The 24,293-nt window shown below is 62.2% G+C and carries 21 protein-coding genes and 1 pseudogene; 17 read left to right on the forward strand and 5 right to left on the reverse strand.

Features of this window, described 5'->3' with window-relative positions; genetic code table 11:
* Positions 1-20: 20 nt before the first annotated feature.
* The 7 genes from E2A64_RS09820 to E2A64_RS09850 all read left to right on the forward strand — a co-directional run bounded on the left by E2A64_RS09820 (position 21) and on the right by E2A64_RS09850 (position 7,831).
* Positions 21-1,118 (forward strand): ABC transporter substrate-binding protein, encoded by a 1,098-nt coding sequence (locus E2A64_RS09820; RefSeq protein WP_133284163.1) that lies wholly within the window; start codon positions 21-23, stop codon positions 1,116-1,118.
* A 186-nt stretch (positions 1,119-1,304) separates the two neighbouring features.
* Positions 1,305-2,204, forward strand: a complete 900-nt coding sequence (locus tag E2A64_RS09825; RefSeq protein WP_244598205.1) for an ABC transporter permease — start codon at positions 1,305-1,307, stop codon at positions 2,202-2,204.
* Complete coding sequence (locus E2A64_RS09830; protein WP_133284165.1) at positions 2,201-2,998, forward strand: ABC transporter permease; 798 nt, start codon at positions 2,201-2,203, stop codon at positions 2,996-2,998. The genes E2A64_RS09825 and E2A64_RS09830 overlap by 4 nt, the downstream gene beginning before the upstream one ends.
* A gap of 52 nt (positions 2,999-3,050) precedes the next feature.
* Entirely contained in the window at positions 3,051-4,379 is a 1,329-nt protein-coding gene (gene hisD / locus E2A64_RS09835) for a histidinol dehydrogenase (RefSeq protein ID WP_133284166.1), read from the forward strand.
* Positions 4,379-5,380 (forward strand): zinc-dependent alcohol dehydrogenase, encoded by a 1,002-nt coding sequence (locus E2A64_RS09840; RefSeq protein ID WP_133284167.1) that lies wholly within the window; start codon positions 4,379-4,381, stop codon positions 5,378-5,380. The genes hisD and E2A64_RS09840 overlap by 1 nt, the downstream gene beginning before the upstream one ends.
* 73 nt (positions 5,381-5,453) lie before the next feature.
* Positions 5,454-6,677 carry a hypothetical protein gene (locus E2A64_RS09845; protein WP_206662439.1) on the forward strand — a complete coding sequence of 408 codons (1,224 nt, stop codon included), beginning with the start codon at positions 5,454-5,456 and terminating at the stop codon, positions 6,675-6,677.
* A complete protein-coding gene (locus E2A64_RS09850) occupies positions 6,674-7,831 on the forward strand; it encodes an alpha-hydroxy acid oxidase (RefSeq protein ID WP_133284169.1) in 1,158 nt (385 codons plus the stop codon). The genes E2A64_RS09845 and E2A64_RS09850 overlap by 4 nt, the downstream gene beginning before the upstream one ends.
* 29 nt (positions 7,832-7,860) lie before the next feature.
* Here the strand turns inward: E2A64_RS09850 and E2A64_RS09855 are convergent, their stop codons facing one another.
* Together E2A64_RS09855 and E2A64_RS09860 are read right to left on the reverse strand one after the other, a co-directional pair.
* The gene (locus tag E2A64_RS09855) at positions 7,861-8,547 is read right to left on the reverse strand and encodes a DsbA family oxidoreductase (protein ID WP_244598206.1); all 687 of its coding nucleotides are present in this window, start codon (positions 8,545-8,547) and stop codon (positions 7,861-7,863) included.
* A gap of 55 nt (positions 8,548-8,602) precedes the next feature.
* A complete protein-coding gene (locus tag E2A64_RS09860; protein ID WP_133284170.1) occupies positions 8,603-10,474 on the reverse strand; it encodes an extracellular solute-binding protein in 1,872 nt (623 codons plus the stop codon).
* A gap of 365 nt (positions 10,475-10,839) precedes the next feature.
* On the opposite strand from E2A64_RS09860, the gene E2A64_RS09865 reads away from it, so the two are divergent.
* Positions 10,840-11,472, forward strand: coding sequence for an invasion associated locus B family protein (locus tag E2A64_RS09865; protein WP_133284171.1), 633 nt, complete (start codon positions 10,840-10,842; stop codon positions 11,470-11,472).
* Between the two features lie 83 nt (positions 11,473-11,555).
* Here E2A64_RS09865 and hspQ read toward each other — a convergent pair whose 3' ends face one another.
* Complete coding sequence (gene hspQ / locus E2A64_RS09870) at positions 11,556-11,885, reverse strand: heat shock protein HspQ (RefSeq protein ID WP_133284172.1); 330 nt, start codon at positions 11,883-11,885, stop codon at positions 11,556-11,558.
* A 144-nt stretch (positions 11,886-12,029) separates the two neighbouring features.
* On the opposite strand from hspQ, the gene E2A64_RS09875 reads away from it, so the two are divergent.
* Entirely contained in the window at positions 12,030-12,992 is a 963-nt protein-coding gene (locus E2A64_RS09875; protein ID WP_133284173.1) for an AEC family transporter, read from the forward strand.
* Here the strand turns inward: E2A64_RS09875 and E2A64_RS09880 are convergent.
* Positions 12,969-14,192 (reverse strand): UbiH/UbiF family hydroxylase, encoded by a 1,224-nt coding sequence (locus E2A64_RS09880; RefSeq protein ID WP_133284350.1) that lies wholly within the window; start codon positions 14,190-14,192, stop codon positions 12,969-12,971. The two genes, E2A64_RS09875 and E2A64_RS09880, sit on opposite strands and share 24 nt — an antisense overlap.
* A gap of 182 nt (positions 14,193-14,374) precedes the next feature.
* Between E2A64_RS09880 and pcsA the strand changes: the two genes are divergently transcribed.
* The 6 genes from pcsA to E2A64_RS09910 all read left to right on the forward strand — a co-directional run bounded on the left by pcsA (position 14,375) and on the right by E2A64_RS09910 (position 20,904).
* Positions 14,375-15,127: a phosphatidylcholine synthase gene (gene pcsA / locus E2A64_RS09885; protein ID WP_133284351.1), complete on the forward strand. Its 753-nt coding sequence runs from the start codon at positions 14,375-14,377 to the stop codon at positions 15,125-15,127.
* Complete coding sequence (locus E2A64_RS09890) at positions 15,124-16,101, forward strand: quinone oxidoreductase family protein (RefSeq protein ID WP_133284174.1); 978 nt, start codon at positions 15,124-15,126, stop codon at positions 16,099-16,101. The genes pcsA and E2A64_RS09890 overlap by 4 nt, the downstream gene beginning before the upstream one ends.
* A gap of 75 nt (positions 16,102-16,176) precedes the next feature.
* Positions 16,177-17,751, forward strand: a complete 1,575-nt coding sequence (locus E2A64_RS09895; protein ID WP_133284175.1) for an ABC transporter ATP-binding protein — start codon at positions 16,177-16,179, stop codon at positions 17,749-17,751.
* The gene (locus tag E2A64_RS09900) at positions 17,751-18,836 is read left to right on the forward strand and encodes an ABC transporter permease (protein ID WP_133284176.1); all 1,086 of its coding nucleotides are present in this window, start codon (positions 17,751-17,753) and stop codon (positions 18,834-18,836) included. The genes E2A64_RS09895 and E2A64_RS09900 overlap by 1 nt, the downstream gene beginning before the upstream one ends.
* Before the next feature lie 9 nt (positions 18,837-18,845).
* On the forward strand, positions 18,846-19,766 hold the full coding sequence (locus tag E2A64_RS09905) for an ABC transporter permease (protein WP_133284177.1): 921 nt from the start codon (positions 18,846-18,848) through the stop codon (positions 19,764-19,766).
* 67 nt (positions 19,767-19,833) lie between these two features.
* The gene (locus tag E2A64_RS09910; RefSeq protein WP_133284178.1) at positions 19,834-20,904 is read left to right on the forward strand and encodes a BMP family ABC transporter substrate-binding protein; all 1,071 of its coding nucleotides are present in this window, start codon (positions 19,834-19,836) and stop codon (positions 20,902-20,904) included.
* Between the two features lie 100 nt (positions 20,905-21,004).
* On the opposite strand, the gene E2A64_RS09915 is transcribed toward E2A64_RS09910, so the two are convergent.
* On the reverse strand, positions 21,005-22,396 hold the full coding sequence (locus tag E2A64_RS09915; protein ID WP_133284179.1) for an aspartate aminotransferase family protein: 1,392 nt from the start codon (positions 22,394-22,396) through the stop codon (positions 21,005-21,007).
* A 116-nt stretch (positions 22,397-22,512) separates the two neighbouring features.
* Between E2A64_RS09915 and E2A64_RS09920 the strand changes: the two genes are divergently transcribed.
* Both E2A64_RS09920 and E2A64_RS09925 read left to right on the forward strand, forming a co-directional pair.
* On the forward strand, positions 22,513-23,901 hold the full coding sequence (locus E2A64_RS09920; protein ID WP_133284180.1) for a glutamine synthetase family protein: 1,389 nt from the start codon (positions 22,513-22,515) through the stop codon (positions 23,899-23,901).
* A 212-nt stretch (positions 23,902-24,113) separates the two neighbouring features.
* A pseudogene (locus E2A64_RS09925) lies at positions 24,114-24,293 on the forward strand (5-aminolevulinate synthase); the annotation flags it as partial.

Consider the following 24,293-nt stretch of genomic DNA (forward strand, 5'->3'; position numbering starts at 1 on the left):
TACCTCAGAGGAGACTATCAATGCATAAGCCATTTACCCGCCGTAGCGTTCTTCGTGCCGGCGTAGCTACCGGCGGCGCGGCACTGCTCGCCTCCATGCCCACCCGGCATGTGTTCGCCCAGGAGCCCGAAAAGCCGTCCGAAATCATCGTGCGTGCATGGGGCGGTGAGTGGGTCGAGGCGCTCAAGAAGGGCGTGTCCGACCGCTTCACGGAGATGACGGGCATCAATGTTCGTCACGACCTGACCGAGGACAACGAAATCCAGCCCAAGCTCTGGGCCGCAGTGGCACAGGGTCGCGTTCCGCCGATCCACGTCAACTGGGACACCACCACCAATGCCACCAAGTCGGCGCTGCGTGGCGTGACCGAGGACCTTTCGGACCTCGCAAACCTCGCCAACACCACGGAACTCGCCAAGCCGGTCGGTCTCGAAGGCTATCCGATCGTCAACACCTATGGCTACGTCTACGTCCTGGCCTATCGTCCGGAAGCGTTCCCGGACGGCCCGCCGAAGTCGTGGCGCGATCTGCTCGATCCGAAGTTCAAGGGCCGCGTCGCGCTCTACAATGACGGCATCGGCTTCCATTTCCCCGCTCAGGTCGCCGGCGGCGGTTCGCTGGACGATATCCCGGACAACATGGAACCGTGCTGGGATTTCGTGCGCGAAATGAAGGCGCAGAACCCGCTTCTGGGCGAAGACCCGGATTTCACCACCTGGTTCCAGAACGGTGAAATCGATGCGGCCTGCACGATCTCGACGAACGCCCTCGCTGCCAAGAAGAACGGCGTCGAGCTGGCCTGGACCGTGCCGGAAGAAGGCTGCAAGTTCGACACCGACTGCCTGTGGGTGCCGAAGAACCTTCCCGAGAACGAAGCCTATTGGGCCAAGCAGTACGTCAACCTCGCCCTGTCGCAGGAAAGCCAGCAGGTCTGGCTCGACGGCCTCGGACTGCCCGGCGTCGTGCCCGGCCTGACCCCGCCGGAAGGACTGGAAAACGATCCGTCCTATCCGACCAAGCCCGAGGATTTCAAACACCTGATCCGCATCTCCTCGGCGGTCCAGGTCCAGAACGAGAGCGACTGGTTCGCGAAGTTCAAGGAAATCATGCAGGGCTAAGTGCGTCTGCACCGGCGCGCAACATGCGTTCGCGCCGGTTTTGCCTCGAGTGGCGCGCCGACCGTCCACGGCCGGCGCGCCACTGGAAACCTGCCGCAGATAAATCGGAACGACGGACTGATGCCGCAAACCCCGTCCAGCAACCAAACGCCCAGGACCTTCAGATATCCCTTGCGGTGGCGCGTCATGGATGCGCTGAACCGAACGCTGGATATCGTCTGGCCGGCGCGCATGATGCCCTACACCGGCTGGGCGCTGCTGATGCCGGCGCTGTTGCTCGTCGGCCTGCTTGTGCTTGGCCTTTTCCAGATGGCCGACAGTTCGCTGCATACGCTCGATCGTTCGACATTCCTGCCGTCGGAAAATTACACGCTGGAGAACTATCGCACGGTCGTCGAGAACGCGACTTACGGGAAGATCATCTGGCGATCTGTCCTCGGTGCGGTGCTGACCGTCTTCTTCACGCTCCTGCTGGCGCTGCCCTATTCCTACATCATGGTCCGGACTTCGAGTTCGGCCGTGCGCAAGGTCCTGCTCGTCACGCTGTTCCTGCCGTTCTTCATCGGTCAGGTGGTGCGCGCCTACGGTCTTCTGATCATTCTCGGCACCACGGGCGTTGCCAATAATGCACTGGGGCTCGTCGGCGTGGAGCCGATCCGCCTCCTGTTCAATTTTCCTGCCGTCGTCTTCGGCCTCGTGCAGTACATGCTGCCATTTGCGGTTCTCATGCTGGCACCGGCGCTGACCGCCATTCCGCGCGAGACGGAGACTGCCGCGGCCTCTCTCGGCGCGAACTGGCTCCAGAGTTTCCGCCATGTGGTGATCCCGATGGCCAAGCCGGGCCTGATCGGGGCGGGCCTCGTCGTCGGAACCTTGGCGCTGACCGACTTCGCCATGCCGGCCATGCTGGGCGGCGGTTCGCAGGACTTCATCGCCAACGCGATCTATGACCAGTTTTTCCGCACCGCCGACCAGGGCCTCGGCGCGGCGCTGGCGCTTATGCTGGTTGTCCTCGGATCGGTGTTCGTCGCCATCGTCATTTCGATATTCGGCGCCGGAACGCTCGGCATGGGAGGAAAGAAATGACCGCCGTGTCGCAACGTTTCCTGTTCTGGACCATCGTCTGGTTCTGCATCCTCATCCTGTCGGTGCCGACGATCATCGTGGTTGGCGCATCGTTCACCACCGCCAACATGATCTCGTTTCCGCCCGAAGGCTTCACATTCAGGTGGTATGAGAAGATCGCGCTCGCACGCGATCTCCAGCAGGCTTTCATCCGCTCGCTGTTTGTCTCCACGGTCTGCCTCATCGTCTCCGTTCCCATCGGAACGCTGGCGGGCCTAGCGCTGGCGCGTTTCCGGATCCGCTTCGCCAATCTGGTCCAAGTCTATCTGCTCCTGCCGTTCACGATTCCGCTGATCGGGTCGGGCATCGGCATGATGCTGATCTTCGGCGAATGGCGCATCCTGGGCAGTCTCTGGCCGATCGGTGTCGCGCTCGCGGTGATCAACCTTCCTTTCATCATCTGGTCGGTCTCGTCTGCCGCCGGGGCGCTCGACAGCGATCTCGAGCTTGCCGCGTCGAGCTGCGGGGCAGGGCGGTTCGAAACCTTCTGGTACGTCACGCTGCCGGGCGTCATGCCCGGTGTCATCACCGGCGGTCTCCTGATGTTCGTTCTGGCGATGAGCGAATTTCTCGTCTCCCTCCTTCTCACCGACGCGCGCACCGTCACCTTGCCGGTTCAGATCTACAACAACATCCGGTCGATCATCACGCCGGATCTGGCCGCGGTCTCGTCCGTGTTCGTCGTCATCGCTCTGTTTGCGGTCTGGCTTCTCGACCGCCTCGTGGGCCTCGAAATCTTCCTGAAATCCAAATGATGGCTGGCCGGGCTCGATTGCTGCCACCACTCGCTGACTGAAAGGGTTTGTCATGTCCGACATCAACGTCCAGAAACTCGCCGGCCTCGGCGACGCAGAGCGCGCAGCGCTTGTCCGCCGGTCCGAATCGGATTTGTCCTTCTTCCTCGAAAAGGTCCAGCCGATCATCGATGCGGTGAAGAACGAAGGCGATGCCGCGCTCGTGCGCTACGGACGCGATTTCGACAAGGCTGCGTCGCTGACCGCCGAAACGCTGCAGGTTTCGGAAGCCGAGTTCGACGAGGCATTCGGCCTGGTCGACGACAAGGTGATCGAAGCAATCCGCTTCGGCATCGGCAACATCAAAAACTTCCATGAAGAACAGGCACCCGAGGCGATGTGGCTCAAGGAAGTGCGTCCGGGCGCCTTCGCCGGTGACCGCTATCTGCCGATCAACTCGGTCGCGCTCTACGTGCCGCGCGGCAAGGGGTCCTTCCCCTCCGTCACCATGATGACGGCGGTTCCGGGCGTCGTCGCCAAGGTGCCGAATCTCGCCATCTTCACGCCGCCCGGACCGGATGGGAAGGTGGATGCCGCGACCCTCGTCGCTGCCCGGATTGCCGGCGTCGAAACCGTCTACAAATGCGGCGGCGCGCAGGCGGTGGCAGCCGCCGCCTACGGCACCGAAACGGTGAGGAAGGCGCACAAGATCGTCGGTCCGGGCAGCCCCTGGGTGGTCGCCGCCAAGCGTCTGCTCGCGGGCATCATCGATCCGGGCCTTCCCGCAGGTCCGTCGGAATGCGTCATCCTCGCCGACGACACCGTATCGGGACGCCTTGCCGGAATGGACCTTCTGATCGAGGCCGAGCATGGTCCCGACAGTTCCGCTTGGCTGGTCACGCCGTCCGAGCGCGTGGTGGAGGAGGCGCTTGCCGCACTTCCGGAACTCTGGGGCAAGATGACCGAACAGCGGGTCGAGTTCTCGCGCACCGTGCTGACCGGTCAGTCGGGCGGCATCGTGCTGGCGAAGGACATGGATGACGCCTGTGCCTTCGTCAACGAATACGCACCGGAACATCTCGAGATCCTGTCGACCAAGCCCTTCGACTATCTCGGCGAGATCACCGAGGCTTCGGAAATTCTGCTTGGCACACACACGCCGGTGTCGATTGCGAATTTTGCGCTTGGCCCGAATGCCGTGCTTCCGACGTCTAGGGGTGCCAATACCTATGGTCCGCTGTCCGTATCCGACTTCGTGCGCCGCAGCTCCATCGGCTACGTCACCGAAAAGGGCTACCCGGAAATGGCGAAGGCCGCCAAGACGCTTGCGGAGTATGAGGGCTTCTCCTCGCACGCCAATGCCGTCAGCGATCTGCGCCAAGAGTATCTGAAGGACATCTGATGGAAGCGGTACGCCTTCACGGGGTGGGTGACCTGCGCTTCGAGACGGTTTCCACCCCTGCCGCTCCCGCGCAGGATGAAGTGACCCTGGCGGTTTCCGTCGCGGGCATCTGCGGCTCCGACCTCCACAATTATCGGACCGGCGCATGGATCAGCCGCGCGCCCTCGGTGGCCGGACACGAGTTCACCGGCACGGTGACGGCTGTCGGCGCGGCTGTCTCCCGTGTGGCGATCGGCGACCGGGTGATCGTCGATAGCCGCTACATCTGCGGAAAATGCCCGTCTTGCCGGAACGGCGTGGGGCAGGTCTGCTCCCATCTCGGGTTCCTGGGTGAGGTCATCGATGGCGGCTTTGCCGAACAGGTCACCTTGCCGGGCCGCAATGTGCTCAAGGCGCCCGCAGGCGTGTCCGACGAACATCTCGCCATGGCCGAGCCGCTGGCCGTGGCTTTGCATGCTCTCAAACTCATGGATGTCCCGGACGGCGCGGAAATCGTTGTGACGGGATGCGGACCCATCGGTGGCCTGATCACGCTGCTTGCGACGCGCGCCGGGCATCCCGTGTTGATCGTCGACCGCAATGCCGCCCGGACCGGGCTGGTGGCTGAAGCCGCAGGCGCAAAAGTCTTCGACCTCGATGGGTTGGCCGCGCATTACTATCGCCATGCCGTCGATACGACGGGAAATGCCCATGTGATCAAGGGGCTTCTTTCCACCATAGCCGGTGCGAGCCGGCTGGGGCTTGTCGGCATCGGGAATGCTGCGGACATCATCGATCCGGTTCATCTTGTCGAGCGCGAGATCGCCCTCGTCGGCTGTCATGCCTTCAACGACGAACTGGCCATGATCGGCGACATGCTGCCCGACCTGGCTCCGCATCTCGATCCCTTTATCGAGAGCATCGTCGCCCTGGCTGACGTTCCGGCTGCCTATGACCGGCTGCTCGCGGGCCGGACCACCGGCATCAAGACGCTTGTGAAGATTGGAGAAACCGGTGGCTGACGAGACGACGCGCTCCTCGCGGACCGCAGAAATTCGTGCTGTCGCACGGCAGGATCCTTCGCGTGCCGCTACGATGCTCGAGGCGTTCATCGCCGAATTGTTCGACATCCCCGTTGCGGAACTGCGGATCAATCTCGACCAGTATTCGCTGAACTCGCTGAACGGGTTTTTCCGCTCGGGTGAGGAAAACTATTTCTTCAAGTTCCATCAGGAGGAAGGCGAAGAGGACATGACCGGCGAATATTATCGCGCCGATATCCTGTCTTCGGCCGGTCTTCCCGTCGACCAGCCGGTGCATATGTCGACGCTGCCCGGCGAGCAGCTGCTGATCTATCGCCGGCGGTCCGATCCGAGGTTTTCCGACGTCCTTTTCGAACTCGACCAGAAGCCGGATGCCGACGCTATCGCCCGGGCGCGAGATTCGGAATCCGATCTCAACGGGCGCATCCTTTCGATCGCCAGGTCCACGCTTCAGCCAATTTCGGAAGAGGAGGCTGCGGCGGAGCCGATCCATCGGCTGTTCTACGAGCGGCTGATCGACCTGCCGGGCGGCGCCTATCCGGGCGGACGTTTCGCCAAATTCTATGTCGGCAGGCAGTTCCTGTTCCCCGACGACGTGTCGGTCAGCTGGGGCGAGATCGCCGATGCCGCCGTTACGGTCAACGGCCTCCGTTACCGCGCCACGATGCGGCAGGCCTTCGACGAGGCGCATGAGCGTTACCGCCCTGCCAACACCGCGGCTGCGGGTGGCATCGTTGCTCACGGCGACGCGCATAATGCCAATGTCTGGTACGAACGTGGCGATACCCGCGACAGGCTGGCCTTCTTCGATCCGGCCTTTGCCGGCGACAAGGTGCCGTCCCTTCTGGCCGAGGTGAAGTCGACCTTCCACAACATCTTCGCTCACCCGTTCTGGCTCTATAATCCCGAAATGGCGGAAGAGCGGTTCACGGCGCGGGTCAGGCTCAAGGATGGCGTTGTCCACTTCGAAACCGACTGGCAGCCCGGTCAGGTGCGCATGGCGCTGCTCGAAGCGAAGGCAGAGACGTTCTGGAAACCGTGGCTTGCCCATCTGCGGGACGAAGGCCTGCTGCCGGCGGACTGGGAAGAGATCGTGCGTACCGGCCTGTTCCTGTCTCCCACGCTGGTGATGAACCTGAACGCGGGCGAGGGCGCTGATCGCCACAATCCCGTTTCCTCGGCGATCGGGCTCGGCGTGGCATTGTCCGCGGCATCGCGGCCGATTGAGGGCGAGGACATGTTCACGCGGTTCTTCGACGCGGTGCGTCCGGAATGAGCCTCGAGCGCCGCTACCAGAACGTCGAGGATTTCGCCAAGGCGGCGCGCCGCCGCCTGCCAAAAATCTTTGCCGACTATATCGACGGCGGCTCCTTTTCTGAAACCACGCTTCGGCGCAACCGGGACGGCTTCGACCACTACACATTGCGTCAACGGGTTCTCGCTCCCCTCGATCCAAAGCCGGACCTGTCCGTGACAGCGGCCGGGCGCTCGTCCCGCTTGCCGTTCGGACCGGGACCTGTCGGCTTCCTGGGCCTTTACCGCAAGGACGGGGATATCGCGGTTGCGCGCGCCGCTGCGAGAGCCGGCATCCCGTTCGTGCTGTCCACATTCTCCATCAACGGTCTGGGCACGATCGGGAAGGCAGCGGGTGCAGCGCCCGATTTCCAGCTTTACCTCGACGAAGATCCGGCGGTGAATGCAGAGCATCTCGAAGCCTGCAGGAACCATGGCGTCGAACGCATCTTCCTGACGGTCGATACGGCCATCACATCCGTACGCGAACGTGACGTGAAGAACGGCTTCCGCAGCGTCGACCGAATGACGCCGGGGCTCTTCTGGCAATTCGCCCGGCGGCCCTCATGGTCACTGAACCTGCTGCGCTCCGGTTTTCCGGAGGTCGAACTGGTCAGGGGACGCGCCGAATTCGGCCGCGGCGCAATGGCGCAAGCCGGAAACCTCTCCCGGCGTCTCGACAAGAACCTGACCTGGGATACCGTCGCCGAACTCCGCAAGGCGTGGTCCGGTCAACTCTTCATTAAGGGCATATCCGATCCGGAAGACGCTGCGCTGGCGCGGGGAGCCGGGATCGACGGCATTGTCCTGTCCAATCACGGCGGCAGGCAGCTCGATCACGGACGGTCCACGGTGTCCATGATTCCGGAAGTCCGGGACGCTCTGGGGCCGTCTGCCGCGCTGTTCGTGGACAGCGGCTTCCGGCGCGGAAGCGACGTCATCAAGGCAATCGCGCTCGGGGCGGACTATGTGCTGATGGGACGTCCATTTGCCTGGGCCGTCGCAGCCGAGGGCGAGGCGGGCGTCAACCACCTCATCCAGCTGCTCGAACGCGAAATCGAGATCACGCTGAATCTCATGGGGTTGTCGTCCATCGACGAACTCCGGCGCGCCGGGACCGAAGTGCTGCGCCCGTAAACCGGCACGGGGATGGCAAAGACAGGCATTTAGCCCGCTTTTGCGCCCTCGGTTTTCTCCGACGCGATCTGACGAATGGCCTTGGCGATCAGCTCGGCGGGCTGTGCGCCCATCAAGGCGTGCTTGCCGTCGAGGATGAAACAGGGCACGCCGGTCACGCCCATCTTCTGGGCCATGGCGATTTCCTGGGTCACGGCATCCCGATCTGCACCCGACTCGAGCAGTTCCCGAACGATTTTCTGGTCGAGACCAGCTTCGCCGGCTGCTTCGAGAAGCACCGCGTCATCGCCAATGTTGCGACCGTCCTCGAAATACATCCGGAACAGGATGTCCACCATCCTGTCCTGGACGTCCGTGCCTTGCGAGCCGGCCCAGCGAATGAGCCGATGGGCGTCGAGCGTATTGGCGGAGACTTCGATCTGCTCGAAGTGGAACGGAATGTTCTCCTCGGCGCCGGCCGCCCGAACATTGGCATAGGCGCGTTCGGCGGCTTCGGGACCGCCAAACTTGTTTTCGAGATATGCGCGCCGGTCCTTGCCCTCCTTGGGCAGGGTCGGATCGAGTTGGTAGGGGCGCCAGCGCACATCGAGCGGAATGTCCGCACCAATGTCCTTGAGCGCGGCATCGAGCCTTCGCTTGCCGATATAGCACCACGGACACATGACATCTGACACGATGTCGATGGTAAAGGGCTGGGCGGTCATGGTGTCGGGCATGGCGGGGTATCCTTGCTGCTGTCTGCCCCTCATATGGGGAGCCGGAACGCGGATGTCACTTTCCCGCGTTCTTGTCCCACCATGCGGGCAGGTAATAGCCGTATAGCGGCGCGATGCCCGCCGGACCGGTCACCCGTTCCCAATGGGCCAGATAACTTTCGTCCAGATGATAGGCCGGAACGATGTAATAGCCGGACAGGAGCACGCGATCGAAGACGCGCACCGCGGCCTGGAAATCGCTCTGGCTGCGCGCGTTCAGCATCGCATCTATCATCGCATCGACGGCGGGATCGGCAACGCCGGCGAAATTGAAGCTTCCGGGCAGATCCCTGGCCTTCGATCCCCAGCGCCCGATCTGTTCAATGCCCGGCGAGAGTGAGGAAGGATAGGATTTGACGACCATGTCGTAGTCGAAGTCCTGGGAGCGCTGCTGATATTGCGCGTCATCCACGGTCCGGATCGACAGCTTGATGCCGAGCGGAGCGAGCGATCGCTGATAGGCGATTGCCAGCTTTTCCTGCCCCTCGTTCTGGGTCATCACCTCGAAGGCGAGCGGGCGACCGTCCGGACCAACCATCTGGCGGTTCTTGATCGCGTAGCCGGCGTCCTTGAGAATGTCGAAGGCCGCGCGCTGGATCTTGCGATCCTGACCGGATGCGTCACTGACCGGCAGCCGAAAAGAGCCGTCCATCACGTCCGGATCGACCGTTCCGGGGAAGGGAGCCAAAAGCTTCTTTTCCGCGTTTGACGCCGCGCGCTTGTAGCTCGAAAGCGTCGAACCCTGCCAGAAGGATTGCGTGCGTGTGTAGACGTTCTCGTAGAGGTTCTTGTTCACCCATTCGAAATCGAAAAGCAGCGTCAGCGCCTTGCGGACCGCCTTGTCCTGGAAGATCGGCCGCCGGGTGTTGAAGACGAAGCCGTACATCCCGGACGGCGTCTGGTTCTTGTAGGTTTCCTTGACGACTTTCTTGTCCTTGACGGCCGGAAAATCATAGCCGCGCAGCCAGTTGGTCACCGAGCCGTCGGGATAGATGTCAATGACACCCTTCTTGAAGGCTTCGAACAGGGTGTTCTCCGACAGGAAATACTCGATTGTGATCTTGTCGTAATTGTCCTGCCCCTTTTTGACCGGCAGGTCCTTCGCCCAATAATCCTTGTTGCGCTCATAGGTGATGCGCTCGCCCGGCACGATGGCGCCGACACGATAGGGCCCCGACCCGATGGGCGCCTCCAATGTCGATTTTTCGAAGTTTTCGGCGTCGGTGGCGTGCTTCGGCAGGATGGGCGTCAGGGCGAGAACCATCGGAAATTCGCGGTTCGACTGGTCGTTGAAGGTAAACCTGACGCTGTTTTCATCAACCTTTTCCATCTTCTCCACGCGATCGAGGCGTGTGGAGTAGGGCGGACGGCCCTTGTCGCGGAAAAGCTCGAAGGTGAAGATCACGTCGTCGGCGGTGACCGGCTTGCCGTCGGACCAGCGGGCATCCGGATTGAGGTTGAACTGGATGAATGTGCGATCCTCATCCCACTCCACGGTCTTGGCCAGAAGGCCGTAGAGCGAAAAGGGTTCGCTCTGCGCACGCATCATCAGCGGTTCGAAGACGAGGTTGCCGTATTGCTGGTCGATCACGCCGCGCGCCGTCGTGCGCATGCTCTTCAGGATGAAGGGATTGAGGCTGTCGAAGGAGCCGACGACCCCGTAGGTGACTTCCCCGCCCTTGGGTGCCTTGGGATTGGTGTAGAGAAAATGAGTGTAGTCTGCCGGCAATGAGGGACTGCCATGCATCGCGATCGCATGTACCGGTTCGGCGTTGGCCGCCGGTGTGCCCGATGGCGCGATTGCAAGCAGGGCCAGCGCCGCCGCCAGAAACCTCGCCGGCAGCCCGGCCTTCCGCCGGACCGCACGCGTTGCGCCTGTGTTGAACATTCCGTCTCCCTCAGCCTGTCTCGCCGGTTTCTGGTGGCCCCGATTCTGTCACGCAACGTAACATGCGGATCGGCCCTTCTGCCACAAAGCCCAAATGCGGCCATTTGAGGACCGCCACCTTTTGCACAGCGCCCTTGGATAATTTCGGGTCGAGACATGAAAACGGCCGAACGGTATTTTTCACGGCTACCCGTGGAGAGGGGTGGAAATTCGCTTCCGCAGGAGGTAACACGAGGCGCTACCGGTCATTGTCTCGCCTCAATTGGCGAACAAAAGCGCCGCAGAAACAACGACGCGGAAAGCGTGCGCACCTTTGCTTGGAAGTGCCGTGTCCGCAGGGGCGTTTGCAGGAGAAAACCAGACCCATGATCACCACTACCAAACGGACACTCGCAGCCCTCGTCACTGCCGGGTTCACTGTGGGCGCTTTCGGTGCGCTGCCGGCCATCGCCCAGGAACAGGGCGGAGCAGCCGCTGCTCCGCGCCAGGGCTGGTACAAGGTCTGCACCAAGCAGGAAGACAACGACGTCTGCATCGTGCAGAACATCGTTTCCGCCCCCACCGGCCAGCTTCTGACCGCCGTCGGCCTCATCGAGGTGACGGGCAAGGTCAACCGCAAGATCATGCAGGTCTCCGTGCCGAGCGCCCGCATGATTCAGCCCGGCATCAACGTCCAGGTGGATGGCGGCCAGGCTCAGCGCTTTGGCTATTCGGTTTGCATGCCCGACAAGTGCGTGGCCGAAACCGTGCTCACCGACCAGATGATCGCCTCTTACAAGAAGGGCGGCGAACTGGTTCTGACCTCGGTCAACTTCCAGCGCACCCCGACCCCGATCAAGATTTCGCTCGAAGGCTTCACTCAGGCCTATGATGGCGAGCCGATCAAGCAGTCGGAACTTCAGGAGCGCCAGCGTCTCCTGCAGGAAGAAATGTCGAAGAAGGCGGAAGAAGCGCGCAAGAAGCTCGAAGACGCCCAGAACGCGGCCAAGCAGCAGTAAGCGCTTCGCTTCGAACCGATGATAGGAAAAGGCCCGGATGAGCAATCATCCGGGCCTTTTTTATCGAATGCGATTGGCGGTCGTCAGTGGCTGTTGCGCTCGAGCGGCTTGTAGATCCCATCGACTGCGGGGCCGAAGAACTCATTGAGCTGCGGATGGCGCAGCGGCGTGCCGCTGTCGTCAGGCAGCAGGTTCTGCTCTGAAACATAGGCCACGTATTCGGTCTCGTCGTTCTCGGCGAGCAGATGATAAAACGGCTGGTCCTTGCGCGGACGTACCTGCTCGGGAATGGCATTGTACCATTCGTCGGTGTTGGCGTAGACCGGATCGACGTCGAAGATGACGCCCCTGAACGGGAAGATGCGGTGCTTGACGACCTGGCCGATACCGAAACGCGCTGTTTGCTGGTCCATCAAATTTCCTTTCCTTCCCTGAAACATGGTGGCAGCTGCGCAAAAAATCAACGCGTTGATCTTGACCATGCGGCGAGGGACCAATAGCCACAGCATCTGTTCAGTGAGGGGATGGCGCTGTTGGCCGCCCCGCCGAGGTTGCACATGGCAGAAATCGCCGGGCTGGTCCTCCCGTTCTTCGGGCTCATTCTTCTTGGCTATATCGCTGCCCGGATAACCGGTCAGTCGCAGGAAGCGCTCGGCTGGCTGAACACGTTCATCATCTACATCGCGCTGCCGGCGCTTTTCTTCAAGCTGATCCTGAAGACGCCGATCGAGGAGCTCGCCCGCTGGGATTTCGTCCTCACCTCGATGATCGTGACCTATTTCGTCTTCGCGCTGGTTTTCGCTGTTGCTGTCCTGATCCGGAAGGCCGGCATCGATTCCGCGACCATCCAGGGGCTTGCCGCGGCTTACGGCAATATCGGCTACATGGGACCCGGCATCGCGATTCTTGCCTTCGGCGAGAAGGCCGCCGTGCCGGTGGCGCTGATCTTCTGTTTCGAGAACCTGATGCACTTCGCCGTGGCACCGATGATGATGGCGCTCGCCGGCGACGACAAGCGGCCTCCGGCCCAGCTCGCAATCGACGTGGTGCGGAAGATCGCCTTTCACCCCTTCATCATGGCGACCGCCGCCGGTGTCCTCGCCGCCGCCGTCCATTTCCAGCCACCGCTGCCGGTCAGCCGCCTGATCGACTATCTCGCCCAGGCAGCAGCGCCGTGCGCGCTCTTTGCAATGGGGGTGACGCTGGCGCTCAGACCGTTGAAGCGCGTGCCGCCGGAGCTTGGCTACATCGTGCCGATGAAACTGATCGTCCACCCGCCCATGATGTATCTCGCCATGTCGTGGGTGGGCGATTTCGACCGTATCTGGGTCTTTACCGCCATGCTGCTCGCGTCCCTGCCGACGGCGACCAACGTCTTCGTGATCGGCCAGCAATACGGCGTATGGACCGAGCGCGCCTCGGCCTGCATTCTGGTCACCACCGTGACGTCCGTGGCGACCGTGTCTATCCTGTTGTGGCTGATAACGTCGGGAACGCTACCGGCTGACCTTTTTCCGTAAGTCCGCTGCCATGTCCGCGATATTCGGAAGTATCGAACGCTTGCGCCAGCCCGGCGTCATGCCTTCGCGCATGGCCAGCATCTTCAACGGCTTGATGGCATCGAGGACGGCAAGGCCGCCTGCGCGCAGCATCTGCGCCGGCAGGAACGAAGACAGGAGCGTGCGGTTGAGAAGGTCGACGCCGAAGGTACGGCTCGACACATCCGAGCGCCTGGCCCTGTCGTAGGAGAGTGCGGCGGCATCGGCTTTTGCGGGGCCGCCGACGTCGCGTATCCGGCTGATGGCCATCTCGACGTCGCGCAGGCTGAGATTGAGCCCCTGGGCGCCGATCGGCGGGAAGGCATGCGCCGTTTCGCCGATGAGAAAAGTGCGGCCACGTGCGAAATTCTGCGCGATCATGCTCGACATCGGCCAGGCCTGGTACCCGTCCTCGACCTCGACGGCGCCGAGAATGGACGACATGCGCCCCTCGACGCGGGCATTGAGCTCCTCGCGCTCCATATTCATCACGTCCTCGACTTCGTCCGGATCCATTGCCCAGACGAGGCTTGAACGGTTGCCCGGAAGCGGCACCTGGGTGAAGGGCCCGGCCTCGGTGTGGAACTCGGTCGAAATGTTGTTGTGCGGCATCTGGTGGGTGAAGTTGAGCACCACCGCCGTCTGCCTGTAGCTCCAGGTCTTGGCGGAAATGCCGGCGCATTCGCGGGCCTTCGACTTGCGGCCGTCGGCGGCGATGATCGCATCGGCTGTCAGGAGAGTGCCGTCCTCTAGCGTCAATTTCATCACGCCGCCGTCCTCATGCGCTTCGGCCAGCGCCTGGGGAATGCGCGTGATCGCGTCGACGGCCTCCACCCGTGCGGTTGCCGCCGCCATCAGCGGCTTGTTCGGAATGTTGTAGCCGAATGCCGGGAGGTCGATTTCGGAAGACTGGAAGCTCACCGGCGGGGCGCGAAAGAGCCGCTTCGTGCCGTCGAGAATGCGCATGGTCGAAAGGGCTGCCGATTCCTTGCGCACCTCATCCCAGACGCCGAGCCGGGACAGCATCTCGATCGATTCCGTCATCAGGGCGGTCGTGCGCCGGTCATTGCCGGGAGGAGGGGGCGCGATGAAGGCGACGCTCCAGCCTTCCGCCGCCGCCGCCAGCGCCGCCATCGTACCGGCAAGCCCGCCACCGACAACGGCGATATCGAATTCGTCCACCACGACATGTCTCCTTGCGGAAGGAAAGCGGTTGCTTGGGCACCCCTTTCGCTCATAAAACCGTTCTAAGAATACCAGGACCGATTTAGAGCCGATTCCGCTTCTTTTCCATGGGGTGTTTTGGCGCAGACGGGAGAGAACAGGATGCGGACCCCAGAAAATCGGTGCGATTGCCGATGAAAATTCCTTTTTTCAAGTATCGGCGCGTCCCTTATGCCGAAATCCGCGCCTTTTCCGTTCACATCCTCACCGCATCCGGCGCCTATCTGGCGTTCCTGGCCGTCGTCGCAGCCGGCGAGGCGCGTTTCGTCGATATGTGGTGGTGGCTTGGTCTGGCACTCGCCGTGGACGGTATCGACGGGCCGATCGCGCGCAAGCTGAAGGTTACGGAAGTGCTGCCGAACTGGTCCGGCACGATGCTCGACAATGTCATCGATTACGTCACCTATGTCCTCGTGCCCGCCTATGCGCTGTATGAAAGCGGCATGCTCGGCGAATACCTCTCCTTCGTCGCCGCCGGCCTGATCGTCGTTTCGAGTGCCATCTATTATGCCGATACGGGCATGAAGACGGACGAGAACTTCTTTTCCGGTTTTCCCGTCACCTGGAACATGCTCGTCTTCAGCCTGTTTGTTATAAACCCGTCGGAAATGCCTGCTTTCACTGCTGTTTTGTTTGCAGTCATTGCCACGTTCCTGCCCATCAACTTTCTCCATCCCGTGCGCGTGCAGCGCCTGCGGCCGCTCAATCTCACCATTTTCGCGGTCTGGTCGGTGCTCGGTGCCACAGCGCTGCTGCTGCATTTTGCGTCCCCCGACTGGCTCAAATGGGCAGTGATGGCTACAAGTCTGTATCTTCTCGTTATCGGCGCCGTCCTGCAGCTCTTCCCCGATCTGGGCAAGAAGGCTGAAACCGCGGGGAGCGAAACCCAATGACGAAGGCCATTCTCGTATCCGCCCCCGGCGGGCCGGAAGTCCTCGAATGGAAGGATCACCCGGTGGGCGATCCGGGGCCAGGCGAGATAAGGATCAGGACTGCGGCCTCGGGTCTCAACTTCATCGACGTCTATTATCGCTCCGGTCTCTATCCGGCTCCGAACGGGACGCCGTTCGTTCCCGGCGGCGAGGGGGCCGGCACCGTGGTGGCCGTCGGCGATGGGGTGAACGATCTCGCGGTCGGCGACAGGGTTGCCTATGTCTCCGGCCTCGGCTCCTATGCCCAGGAGCGCCTGCTGCCCGCCGATCGCGCCGTGAAGGTGCCCGACGGCATCGATCTGGAAGTCGCCGCAGGTGCCATGCTGAAGGGCATGACCGTCGAATATCTTCTGTTGCGCACCTATCCGGTGAAGCCGGGCGAGACCATCCTGTTTCACGCTGCCGCAGGCGGTGTGGGCTCGATGGCCGGCCGCTGGGCAAAATCGCTCGGCGCCCGCGTCATCGGGACCGTCGGTTCCGACGAAAAGGCCGAAATGGCGCGTGGCAACGGCTATGACGAGGTGATCAACTACCGCTCCGAGGATTTTGTGTCGCGCGTCAGGGAACTGACCGACGGCAAGGGCGTGGACGTGGTTTACGATTCCGTCGGCAAGGATACGTTTCCAGGTTCGCTCGACTGCCTCAGGCCGCGCGGCATGTGGATAAGCTTCGGCCAGTCCTCCGGCAATGTCGAGCCATTTCCGCTGGCGATACTCAGCCAGAAAGGGTCGCTTTACATGACCCGGCCGACCCTGTTCACCTATATTGCAAGCCGTGACGACCTGACCGGCTCCGCCAATGCCCTGTTCGACGTCATTGCCAGGGGAATCCTCTCGATCGACATCAATCAGCGCTATGCCCTGGCGGATGCAAGGCAGGCCCATGAGGATCTCGAAAATCGGAAAACGACGGGGACGACAGTACTTCTCCCTTGAAATAGCTTCAAAATTAGTGAAGCTTGATTGTTGCGCAAAAAGGTGTCGTGCCTGCTTTTTGTTCATGGGGGACGCGTGCAGAGCGGAAATGAGGGTACAGAACTCCTGAAGACCACGGGTCTCACCAAGGTCTTCGGCGAGGTCAAGGCTTGCAACGGGATCGATCTTTCGATCGCGCCTGGTGAAATTCACGCGCTACTTGGCGAAAACGGCGCCGGCAAGTCGACCCTCGTCAAAATGATGTTCGGCGTTCTCGATCCCTCCGAAGGTGAAATTCTCTGGAAGGGCCAGCCGGTGAGGATCGGCAGTCCCGGGGAAGCCCGCCGTCTCGGCATCGGCATGGTGTTCCAGCACTTCTCGCTCTTCGAGGCGCTTACCGCCGCCGAGAACATCGCCCTGGTGCTCGAGGAAAAGACGCCGATCCACAAGATTGCCGAAACCGCTCGCCAGCTCTCCGTAGACTACGGCCTGCCGCTCGATCCTAACGCCATGGTGGGCGATCTGTCGGTCGGCGAGCGCCAGCGCATCGAGATCATCCGCTGCCTGTTGCAAAAGCCGGATCTCATCATCCTCGACGAACCCACCTCGGTGCTGACGCCGCAGGAAGCCAACAAGATGTTCGAGACGCTCGAACGCCTGAAGGCCGAGGGCAAGTCCATCCTCTACATTTCGCACCGGCTCGACGAGGTCAAACGTCTTTGCGACACGGCGACGGTTCTGCGTCACGGCAAGGTGGTCCGTCACTGCGTGCCGCGCGACGAGACCCCATCGTCGCTCGCCAACATGATGGTTGGCTCCGATGTCGAAACGGTGAAACGCGAAGGCGCGGCGCCGGAGTTCGGCAAGCCGCTCATCGAGATCCGCAATCTGCAGCGCCCGCCGGCGACGCCATTCTCCATTCCGCTCCGCGGGATCGACCTGACGGTGCGCGCCGGCGAGATCATCGGCATTGCCGGTGTCGCGGGCAACGGGCAGGGCGAGTTCTTCGAGGCGATCTCCGGAGAGGCCGTTCAGAAAAGTCCCGACGTCATCACTCTCAACGGCGAGAAGTGCGGCACCCGCGGCATTTCCGGTCGCCGTCTCCTCGGTGTCGGATTCGTGCCGGAAGAACGTCTCGGTCATGGCGCGGTACCCTCGCTGCCTCTTTCGGAGAACATGCTCCTGTCGCGCCACCAGACCGACAGGAAGACGATGCTCGGCGCCTTCGGCTATATCCGCAACGCCGCGGTCAAGGCGGCATCGCAGCGCGTCATCAGCGAAATGGACGTTCGAAAGACCGCTGAAGACCCGGAAGCCTCGGCGCTGTCCGGCGGAAACCTGCAGAAATATCTGATCGGGCGTGAGCTCGATCGCCAGCCGTCCGTCATGATCGTCGACCAGCCGACCTGGGGCGTTGACGCCGGCGCGGCGGCCCGCATCCGCAAGGCGCTGATTGCACTTGCGCGCTCCGGCTCGGCCGTGCTTGTCATCAGCCAGGACCTCGACGAGCTCTTCGAGATTTCCGACTCGATCGCCGTCATGCACGACGGCAGGCTGTCCGAGCCGGTGCCGATCGCCGAAGCCACCTACGAGAAAATCGGGCTGTTGATGGGCGGCGCCGAACCGGGACACATGGCCTTCGAGGGCGTCAAGGAAGAGGCGGGCGCCTGATGCGTATAGAACTTGTCAAGCGGCCGCAGCAGTCCGCACTGTTTTCCGCCGTCTCGCCGCTGCTTGCGCTGGCGCTGACGGTCATTGCCGGTTTCATCATCTTCTCGTTCCTGGGCAAGCCGCCGCTCGAGGCGCTCTACATCTATTTCATCGAGCCGCTGAGCGAGACCTGGCAGCTTCACGAACTCGCCATCAAGGCCGCGCCGCTGATCATGATCGCCGTGGGGCTGTCGGTCTGCTATGCCTCCAACAACTGGAACATCGGCGCCGAAGGCCAGTTCATCATCGGCGGGATCACCGGTTCGCTGATCCCGATCCTTATGCCCGACTTCCAGAATGCCCTGACGCTGCCGCTCATGCTTCTCTTCGGCTTCATCGGCGGCGCGGCCATGGGCGCGATCCCCGCGCTCCTGAAGACCAAATTCAACACCAACGAGATCCTGACCAGCCTGATGCTGGTCTATGTCGCCCAACTCTTCCTCGACTGGCTGGCCCGCGGCGTATTCCGCGATCCGAACGGCAACAACTTTCCCGGCTCGATCCGCTTTCCCTCCGCCGCCCGCCTTCCCGAGATCATGCCGTCCCAGGGCGGCGCGCATCTCGGCATCGTGCTGGCCATCATCGCGGCGGTCATCGTCTGGGTGATGATGAAATACCTGCTGCGCGGTTTCGAGGTGAAGGTGCTGGGCGGAAGCCCGCGCGCGGGGCGTTTTGCCGGCTTCTCCTCGACCAGGATGGTGTTCTTCGCCTTCATCCTGTCCGGCGGACTTGCAGGCCTGGCGGGGATATCGGAAGTGTCCGGCGCCATCGGCCAGCTGCGCGAGACCATATCGCCCGGCTACGGCTTCGCCGCCATCATCGTGGCCTTCCTGGGGCGCCTCAACCCGCTCGGCGCCATCGCCGCGGGGTTCGTACTGGCGCTGACCTATCTCGGCGGCGAGGGCGCGCAGATGTCGCTCGGCATTTCGGACAAGGTGGCGCGCGTCTTCCAGGGCCTTCTTCTTTTCTTCGTGCTCGGTTGCGACACACTCATTCACTATCGCGTTCGCCTCGTCTTCGGCGATCCGGTCAAGGTTTCGGGGTAGGGCGGACCGATGGATATTTTTCAAAGCGTTCTCCTGACGATCGCGACGGCTTCCACGCCGCTTCTGATCGCCGCCATCGGGGAACTGGTGGTCGAGCGATCCGGAGTGCTCAATCTCGGTGTCGAGGGCATGATGGTCATCGGTGCGGTCTGCGCTTTCGCCGCTTCCTATCTGACTGGCAACCCGTGGATCGGCGTCCTGGCCGGCATCCTGGCGGGCGCGGTCCTGTCGCTGCTTTTCGGCGTGCTTGCCCTGTCCTTTGCCACCAACCAGGTTGCCACCGGCCTGTCGCTGACGCTGCTGGGCATAGGCCTGTCCGGCATGATCGGCGAGGATCTCGTCGGCCGCGCCGGCGAACGTCTGCCCAATCTCGACATTCCGGTCCTGACCGACATTCCGGTGATTGGCCGTCTCCTGTTCGGGCAGGATCCGCTGTTCTACGTCTCGATCGCGTTGACGGCGGCGGTGATGTGGTTCCTGTTCCGGACGCGCACGGGGCTGACGCTGCGGGCCATCGGCGACAACCACAAGTCGGCTCATGCGCTGGGAATCAGCGTGCTGAAATACCGCTATCTGGCGGTCATGTTCGGCGGGGCGTGCGCGGGTCTTGCCGGTGCGCATCTGTCGCTCGTCTACACTCCGCAATGGGTGGAGAACATGACGGCTGGTCGCGGATGGATCGCGCTTGCCCTCGTCGTCTTCGCGTCGTGGCGGCCGTGGCGGGTCATCGGCGGCGCCTATCTCTTCGGCGCGGTGACGATCGGCCAGCTGCACGCCCAGGCGCTCGGCTTCGGCATTCCGTCGCAGCTTCTTTCTTCGTTGCCCTATCTGGCAACGATCGTCGTTCTCGTCCTAATATCGAGGGACAGAAGACTTACGGTGATGAACACACCGGCCTCACTTGCACAGCCGTTCGTACCCGACCGGTAGGCGACGACACCAAACCAACAGAGGGATTGCGCCGGGGAGCTCCGGGGCAAAACACAGAGGGAAATCCATGAAGAAAATCCTGTTCGCATTGACTGCAACCGTGGCGCTTACCGCTGCCGGCGGCGCCTTTGCCCAAGACAAGTTCAAGGCCTGCTTCATCTATGTCGGTTCCAAGACCGATGGTGGATGGACCCAGGCCCACGACATCGGCCGCCAGATGGTCGACAAGGAACTCGGCGACAAGGTCGAGACCGTGTTCCTGGAAAACGTGCCGGAAGGCCCCGATGCGTCGCGCGCAATCGAGCGCTTCGCCCGTTCCGGCTGCGGCATCATATTCACCACGTCCTTCGGTTTCATGGACCAGACGGTGGCAGCCGCCGAGAAGTTCCCGGACGTCAAGTTCGAGCACGCCACCGGCTATAAGACCGCGCCGAACCTGACGACCTACAATTCGCGCTTCTACGAGGGGCGCTACATCATCGGTCAGATTGCCGGTGAAGTCTCCAAGACCGGTGTTGCCGGCTACATCGCGTCCTTCCCGATCCCGGAAGTGGTGATGGGCATCAACTCCTTCCTGCTCGGCGCGCGTTCGGTCAATCCTGACTTCAAGCTGAAGGTCGTCTGGGTCAACACCTGGTTCGACGCCGGCAAGGAAGCCGATGCGGCCAAGGCGCTGATCGACCAGGGCGTCGACGTGATCACCCAGCACACCGATTCCACCGGCCCGATGCAGGTCGCCGAAGAGCGCGGCATCAAGGCTTTCGGCCAGGCATTCGACCAGATCGAAGCCGGTCCGAACGCGCAGATGACGGCCATCGAGGACACCTGGGGTCCGTATTATGTCAAGCAGATCAAGGCTGCGATGGACGGAACCTGGGAAGGCGGCAAGTCCAGCTGGGACGGTTTGAAGGACGGCATTCTGTCGATGGCGCCCTACACCAACATGCCTGACGACGTGAAGGCTCAGGCTGAAGAAACCCAGGCCAAGATCGAATCCGGCGAACTGCATCCCTTCACCGGCCCGATCAAGAAGCAGGACGGTACCGAGTGGCTCAAGGAAGGTGAAGTCTCCGACGACGGCACGCTTCTCGGCATGAACTTCTACGTCGAAGGCGTGGACGACAAGCTGCCGCAGTAACCGGCACGACAAACCGCAGATAATGGAAAGGGCGCCTTCATCAGGCGCCCTTTCTTCTTGTCGGTCGTCTACCGGAGGGCTCGCGCCCGCGACTTAAGCGTCAGACCAGGCCGTCGGCCTTCAGCGTCTTCCAGGTGTCGTCCAGTGTCTTCTTGGCGGTGGCCGCCATTTCGCTCGCTTCCTCTTCGGACATCACCAGCGGCGGCGAGATGATCAGGCTGTCGCGAACGGCGCGCATGACGAGCCCGTTTTTGAAGGAATGGTCGCGGGCGATCGTGCCCACCCGGCCGACATTGTCGAAACGCCTGGAGAGATCCGACTTCTGCGGCACCAGTTCGAGGGCGCCGACAAGGCCGACCATGCGGGCTTCGCCGACCAGATCGTGCTCGCCGAGTTCGGCCCAGAGCTTCTGCATGAAGGGCCCGATATCGTTCTTCACGCGCCCGACGAGGTTTTCGCGCTTCATGATCTCGAGATTGGCGAGGGCAGCCGCACAGGCGGCGGGGTGACCCGAATAGGTGTAGCCGTGATAGAATTCGCCGGCTTCGGAACGGTGGAAGACCTCCTTGACCCGGTCGGAGATGATCACGCCGCCGAGCGGCAGATATCCGGATGTCAGGCCCTTGGCGATCGGCATGAAATCGGGCTTCGTGCCGTAATAGTCGGCGCCGAACCACTCGCCGGTACGGCCGAAGCCGCAGATCACCTCGTCGGAGACGAAGAGGATGTCGCGTGCTTCGAGGATCTTCTTCACTTCCGGCCAGTAGCTCGCCGGCGGGACGATGACGCCGCCCGCGCCCTGGATCGGTTCGGCGATGAAGGCGGCAATCTTGTCTTCACCCATCTCCTCGATCGCCCTGTCGAGTTCCCGCGCGGCCCAGATGCCGAATTCCTCTTCGCTCATGCCGGTCTTCATGCCTTCGCCGAACCAGTAGGGCTGGTCGATGTGATGAATGCCGGGAACCGGCAGGCCGCCCTGGCCGTGCATGCCGCCCATGCCGCCGAGCGATGCGCCGGCGACCGTGGAGCCGTGATAGGCATTCTTGCGCGAGATGATCACCTTCTTCTCGGGCTTGCCCATCACGTCCCAATAGGTGCGAACCATGCGGAAAACGGTATCGTTGGCGTCAGAGCCGGAAGATCCGTAAACAACCATGTTCATGTGGTCGGGCGCGATCTCGGCGATCTTCTCCGACAGTTCGATCACCGGCGGATGGGAGGTCTTGAAGAAGGTGTTGTAGTAGGCGAGTTCGCTCATCTGCGCGCGCACGGCTTCGACGATCTCGTTGCGGCCGTGGCCGACATTGACGCACCAGAGCCCTGCCATGCCATCCATGATGCGGTTGCCGTCCGTGTCCCACAGCCAGACACCGTCGGCGCGGGAGATCACTCGCCTCTCATCCACCCCGAGCGCACCATGGTCGGTGAAGGGATGGAAGTGGTGAGCGTGGTCGGACACCTTCAGATCGTGGGAAGAAACATTGACGCGCATTTCTAAATTCCTGCAGATAACATTGGAAGCGCCGCCCGAGGCAGGCTAGGAAGGCTCGGAAGTGAGCACAGTTTCGCCGCTTGGACAAGCGCGGTGAACACGCACAAGAGGTTTGCATGCTGAATGAGAGTCAGACTGCCACGGCTGAAGTGAACGCCGAGGCTCGGGTTTCACCGAACGCGGAAGCCGAAAAGTTCCTCGCCGACAATCCCGACCTGGAATCGGTCGATTTCCTGATCGCTGACATCAATGGCGTGCTGCGCGGCAAGTGGGGACCGGCGGAAGCGATCTCCAAGGTATTCGCCCCCGGCATCAACCTGCCGCTCTCGATCTTCGGTCTCGACATCTGGGGACGCGAGGTGGAGGCGACCGGCATTCATATCGAGACCGGCGACATCGACGGCTATTGCCGCGCCATTCCCGGCCGCGTGAACCGTTCGCCGTGGTCGCCGCGGCCTGCGGCCCAGGTGCTCATGTCCATGTATACGGAGGAGGGCGAGCCCTATCCGATCGACCCGCGCAATGCGCTGCAGGGCATCGTCGACCGCTATACGGCCAAGGGCCTCAATCCCGTCGTCGCCTTCGAACTCGAATTCTATCTGGTCGATCCGGCCGCATTCCGCCGCTCGGGCCGCATGGGCAAGGATGAGGGGCCGGGGCCCGAACAGCAGCACATGTATTCGCTGTCGGAACTGCGCGGGCAGAGCGACCTGTTCGCCGAGATCCGCGGCGCGGCTCTGGCCCAGAACCTGCCGATCGACACCATCATCAAGGAAGCGGCTCCGGGGCAGTTCGAGGTCAATCTCAAGCATCGCGCCGATCCGATGGCCGCTGCCGACGACACCGTTCTCCTGCGCCGGGTCATCTCCGAATGCGCCGACAATCGCGGACTGAAGGCCACGTTCATGGCCAAGCCGTTCCTCGAATGGCCCGGCAACGGCATGCATGTGCACGCCTCGGTGCTCGATGCCAACGGCGACAATATCTTTGCCGGAGAGGACGGGGACACGCGTCTGCAGCACGCGGCCGCCGGTCTCTTGTCGACGCTCAAGGACACGCTTCTCTTCTACATACCGAGCTTCAACGGTTATCGCCGCCTGCAGGCCGGTTCCTATGCGCCGACCCGTATCGCCTGGGGCCGGAACAACCGCTCCGTTGCCGTCCGCGTGCCGGCTTCCGACGACAAGGCCCGGCGGCTGGAGCATCGCATGTCGGGTGCCGACGCAAATCCCTATTTCGTGCTCGCCGGTGTTCTGGGAGGCATGCTGGAGGGAATCGAGGCCGGCAGGATGCCGCCGCCGGCGGTCGAGGGGAATGCCTACAACGTTCCTTTGCCGCAATTGTCCGACGACATGGACGACGCCATCGAGGACTTCGAGCGCTCGGATTTCATCCGCCGCTATTTCGGTGCCGAACTCCGCCGGATTTTCGGTGAAATCAAGCGCGCGGAGCTTGTCGCCTTCGACAACGAGATTACCCCTCTGGAGCGCTCGACCTATTTGTAAGAGGCCTCGCTTTAACGACGTTTCGTCGCAGTCGGGATATGTGCCAAGTACTGGAAATCCCGATCCAACTGTGAGATATGACGGCCCTGGTTTACCACCCCTGAACGCTTGGTCGTGTAGTTTTGACTGCGGGTTTCGGGAATTTGCGCCGCGCGGGTTGACCACCATCCTGGCATTGCGCATTCTCTGTGGGGATATATAAGGTTTTTGCTATGGATTTCGACGCGTTTTTCGAGGCGGGGCTGGAAGGTCTCCGGAAGGCCGGGAACTATCGCGTATTCGCCGATATCGCCCGCCAGCGGGGTCAGTTTCCGGCGGCCACGCGCTATCGCGAGGACGGTAGCGAACAGGACGTGACCGTCTGGTGCTCGAACGACTATCTCGGCATGGGC

The organism is Pseudohoeflea suaedae, from assembly GCF_004354915.1.
In the GTDB taxonomy this organism is placed as follows: Bacteria; Pseudomonadota; Alphaproteobacteria; order Rhizobiales; family Rhizobiaceae; genus Pseudohoeflea; species Pseudohoeflea suaedae.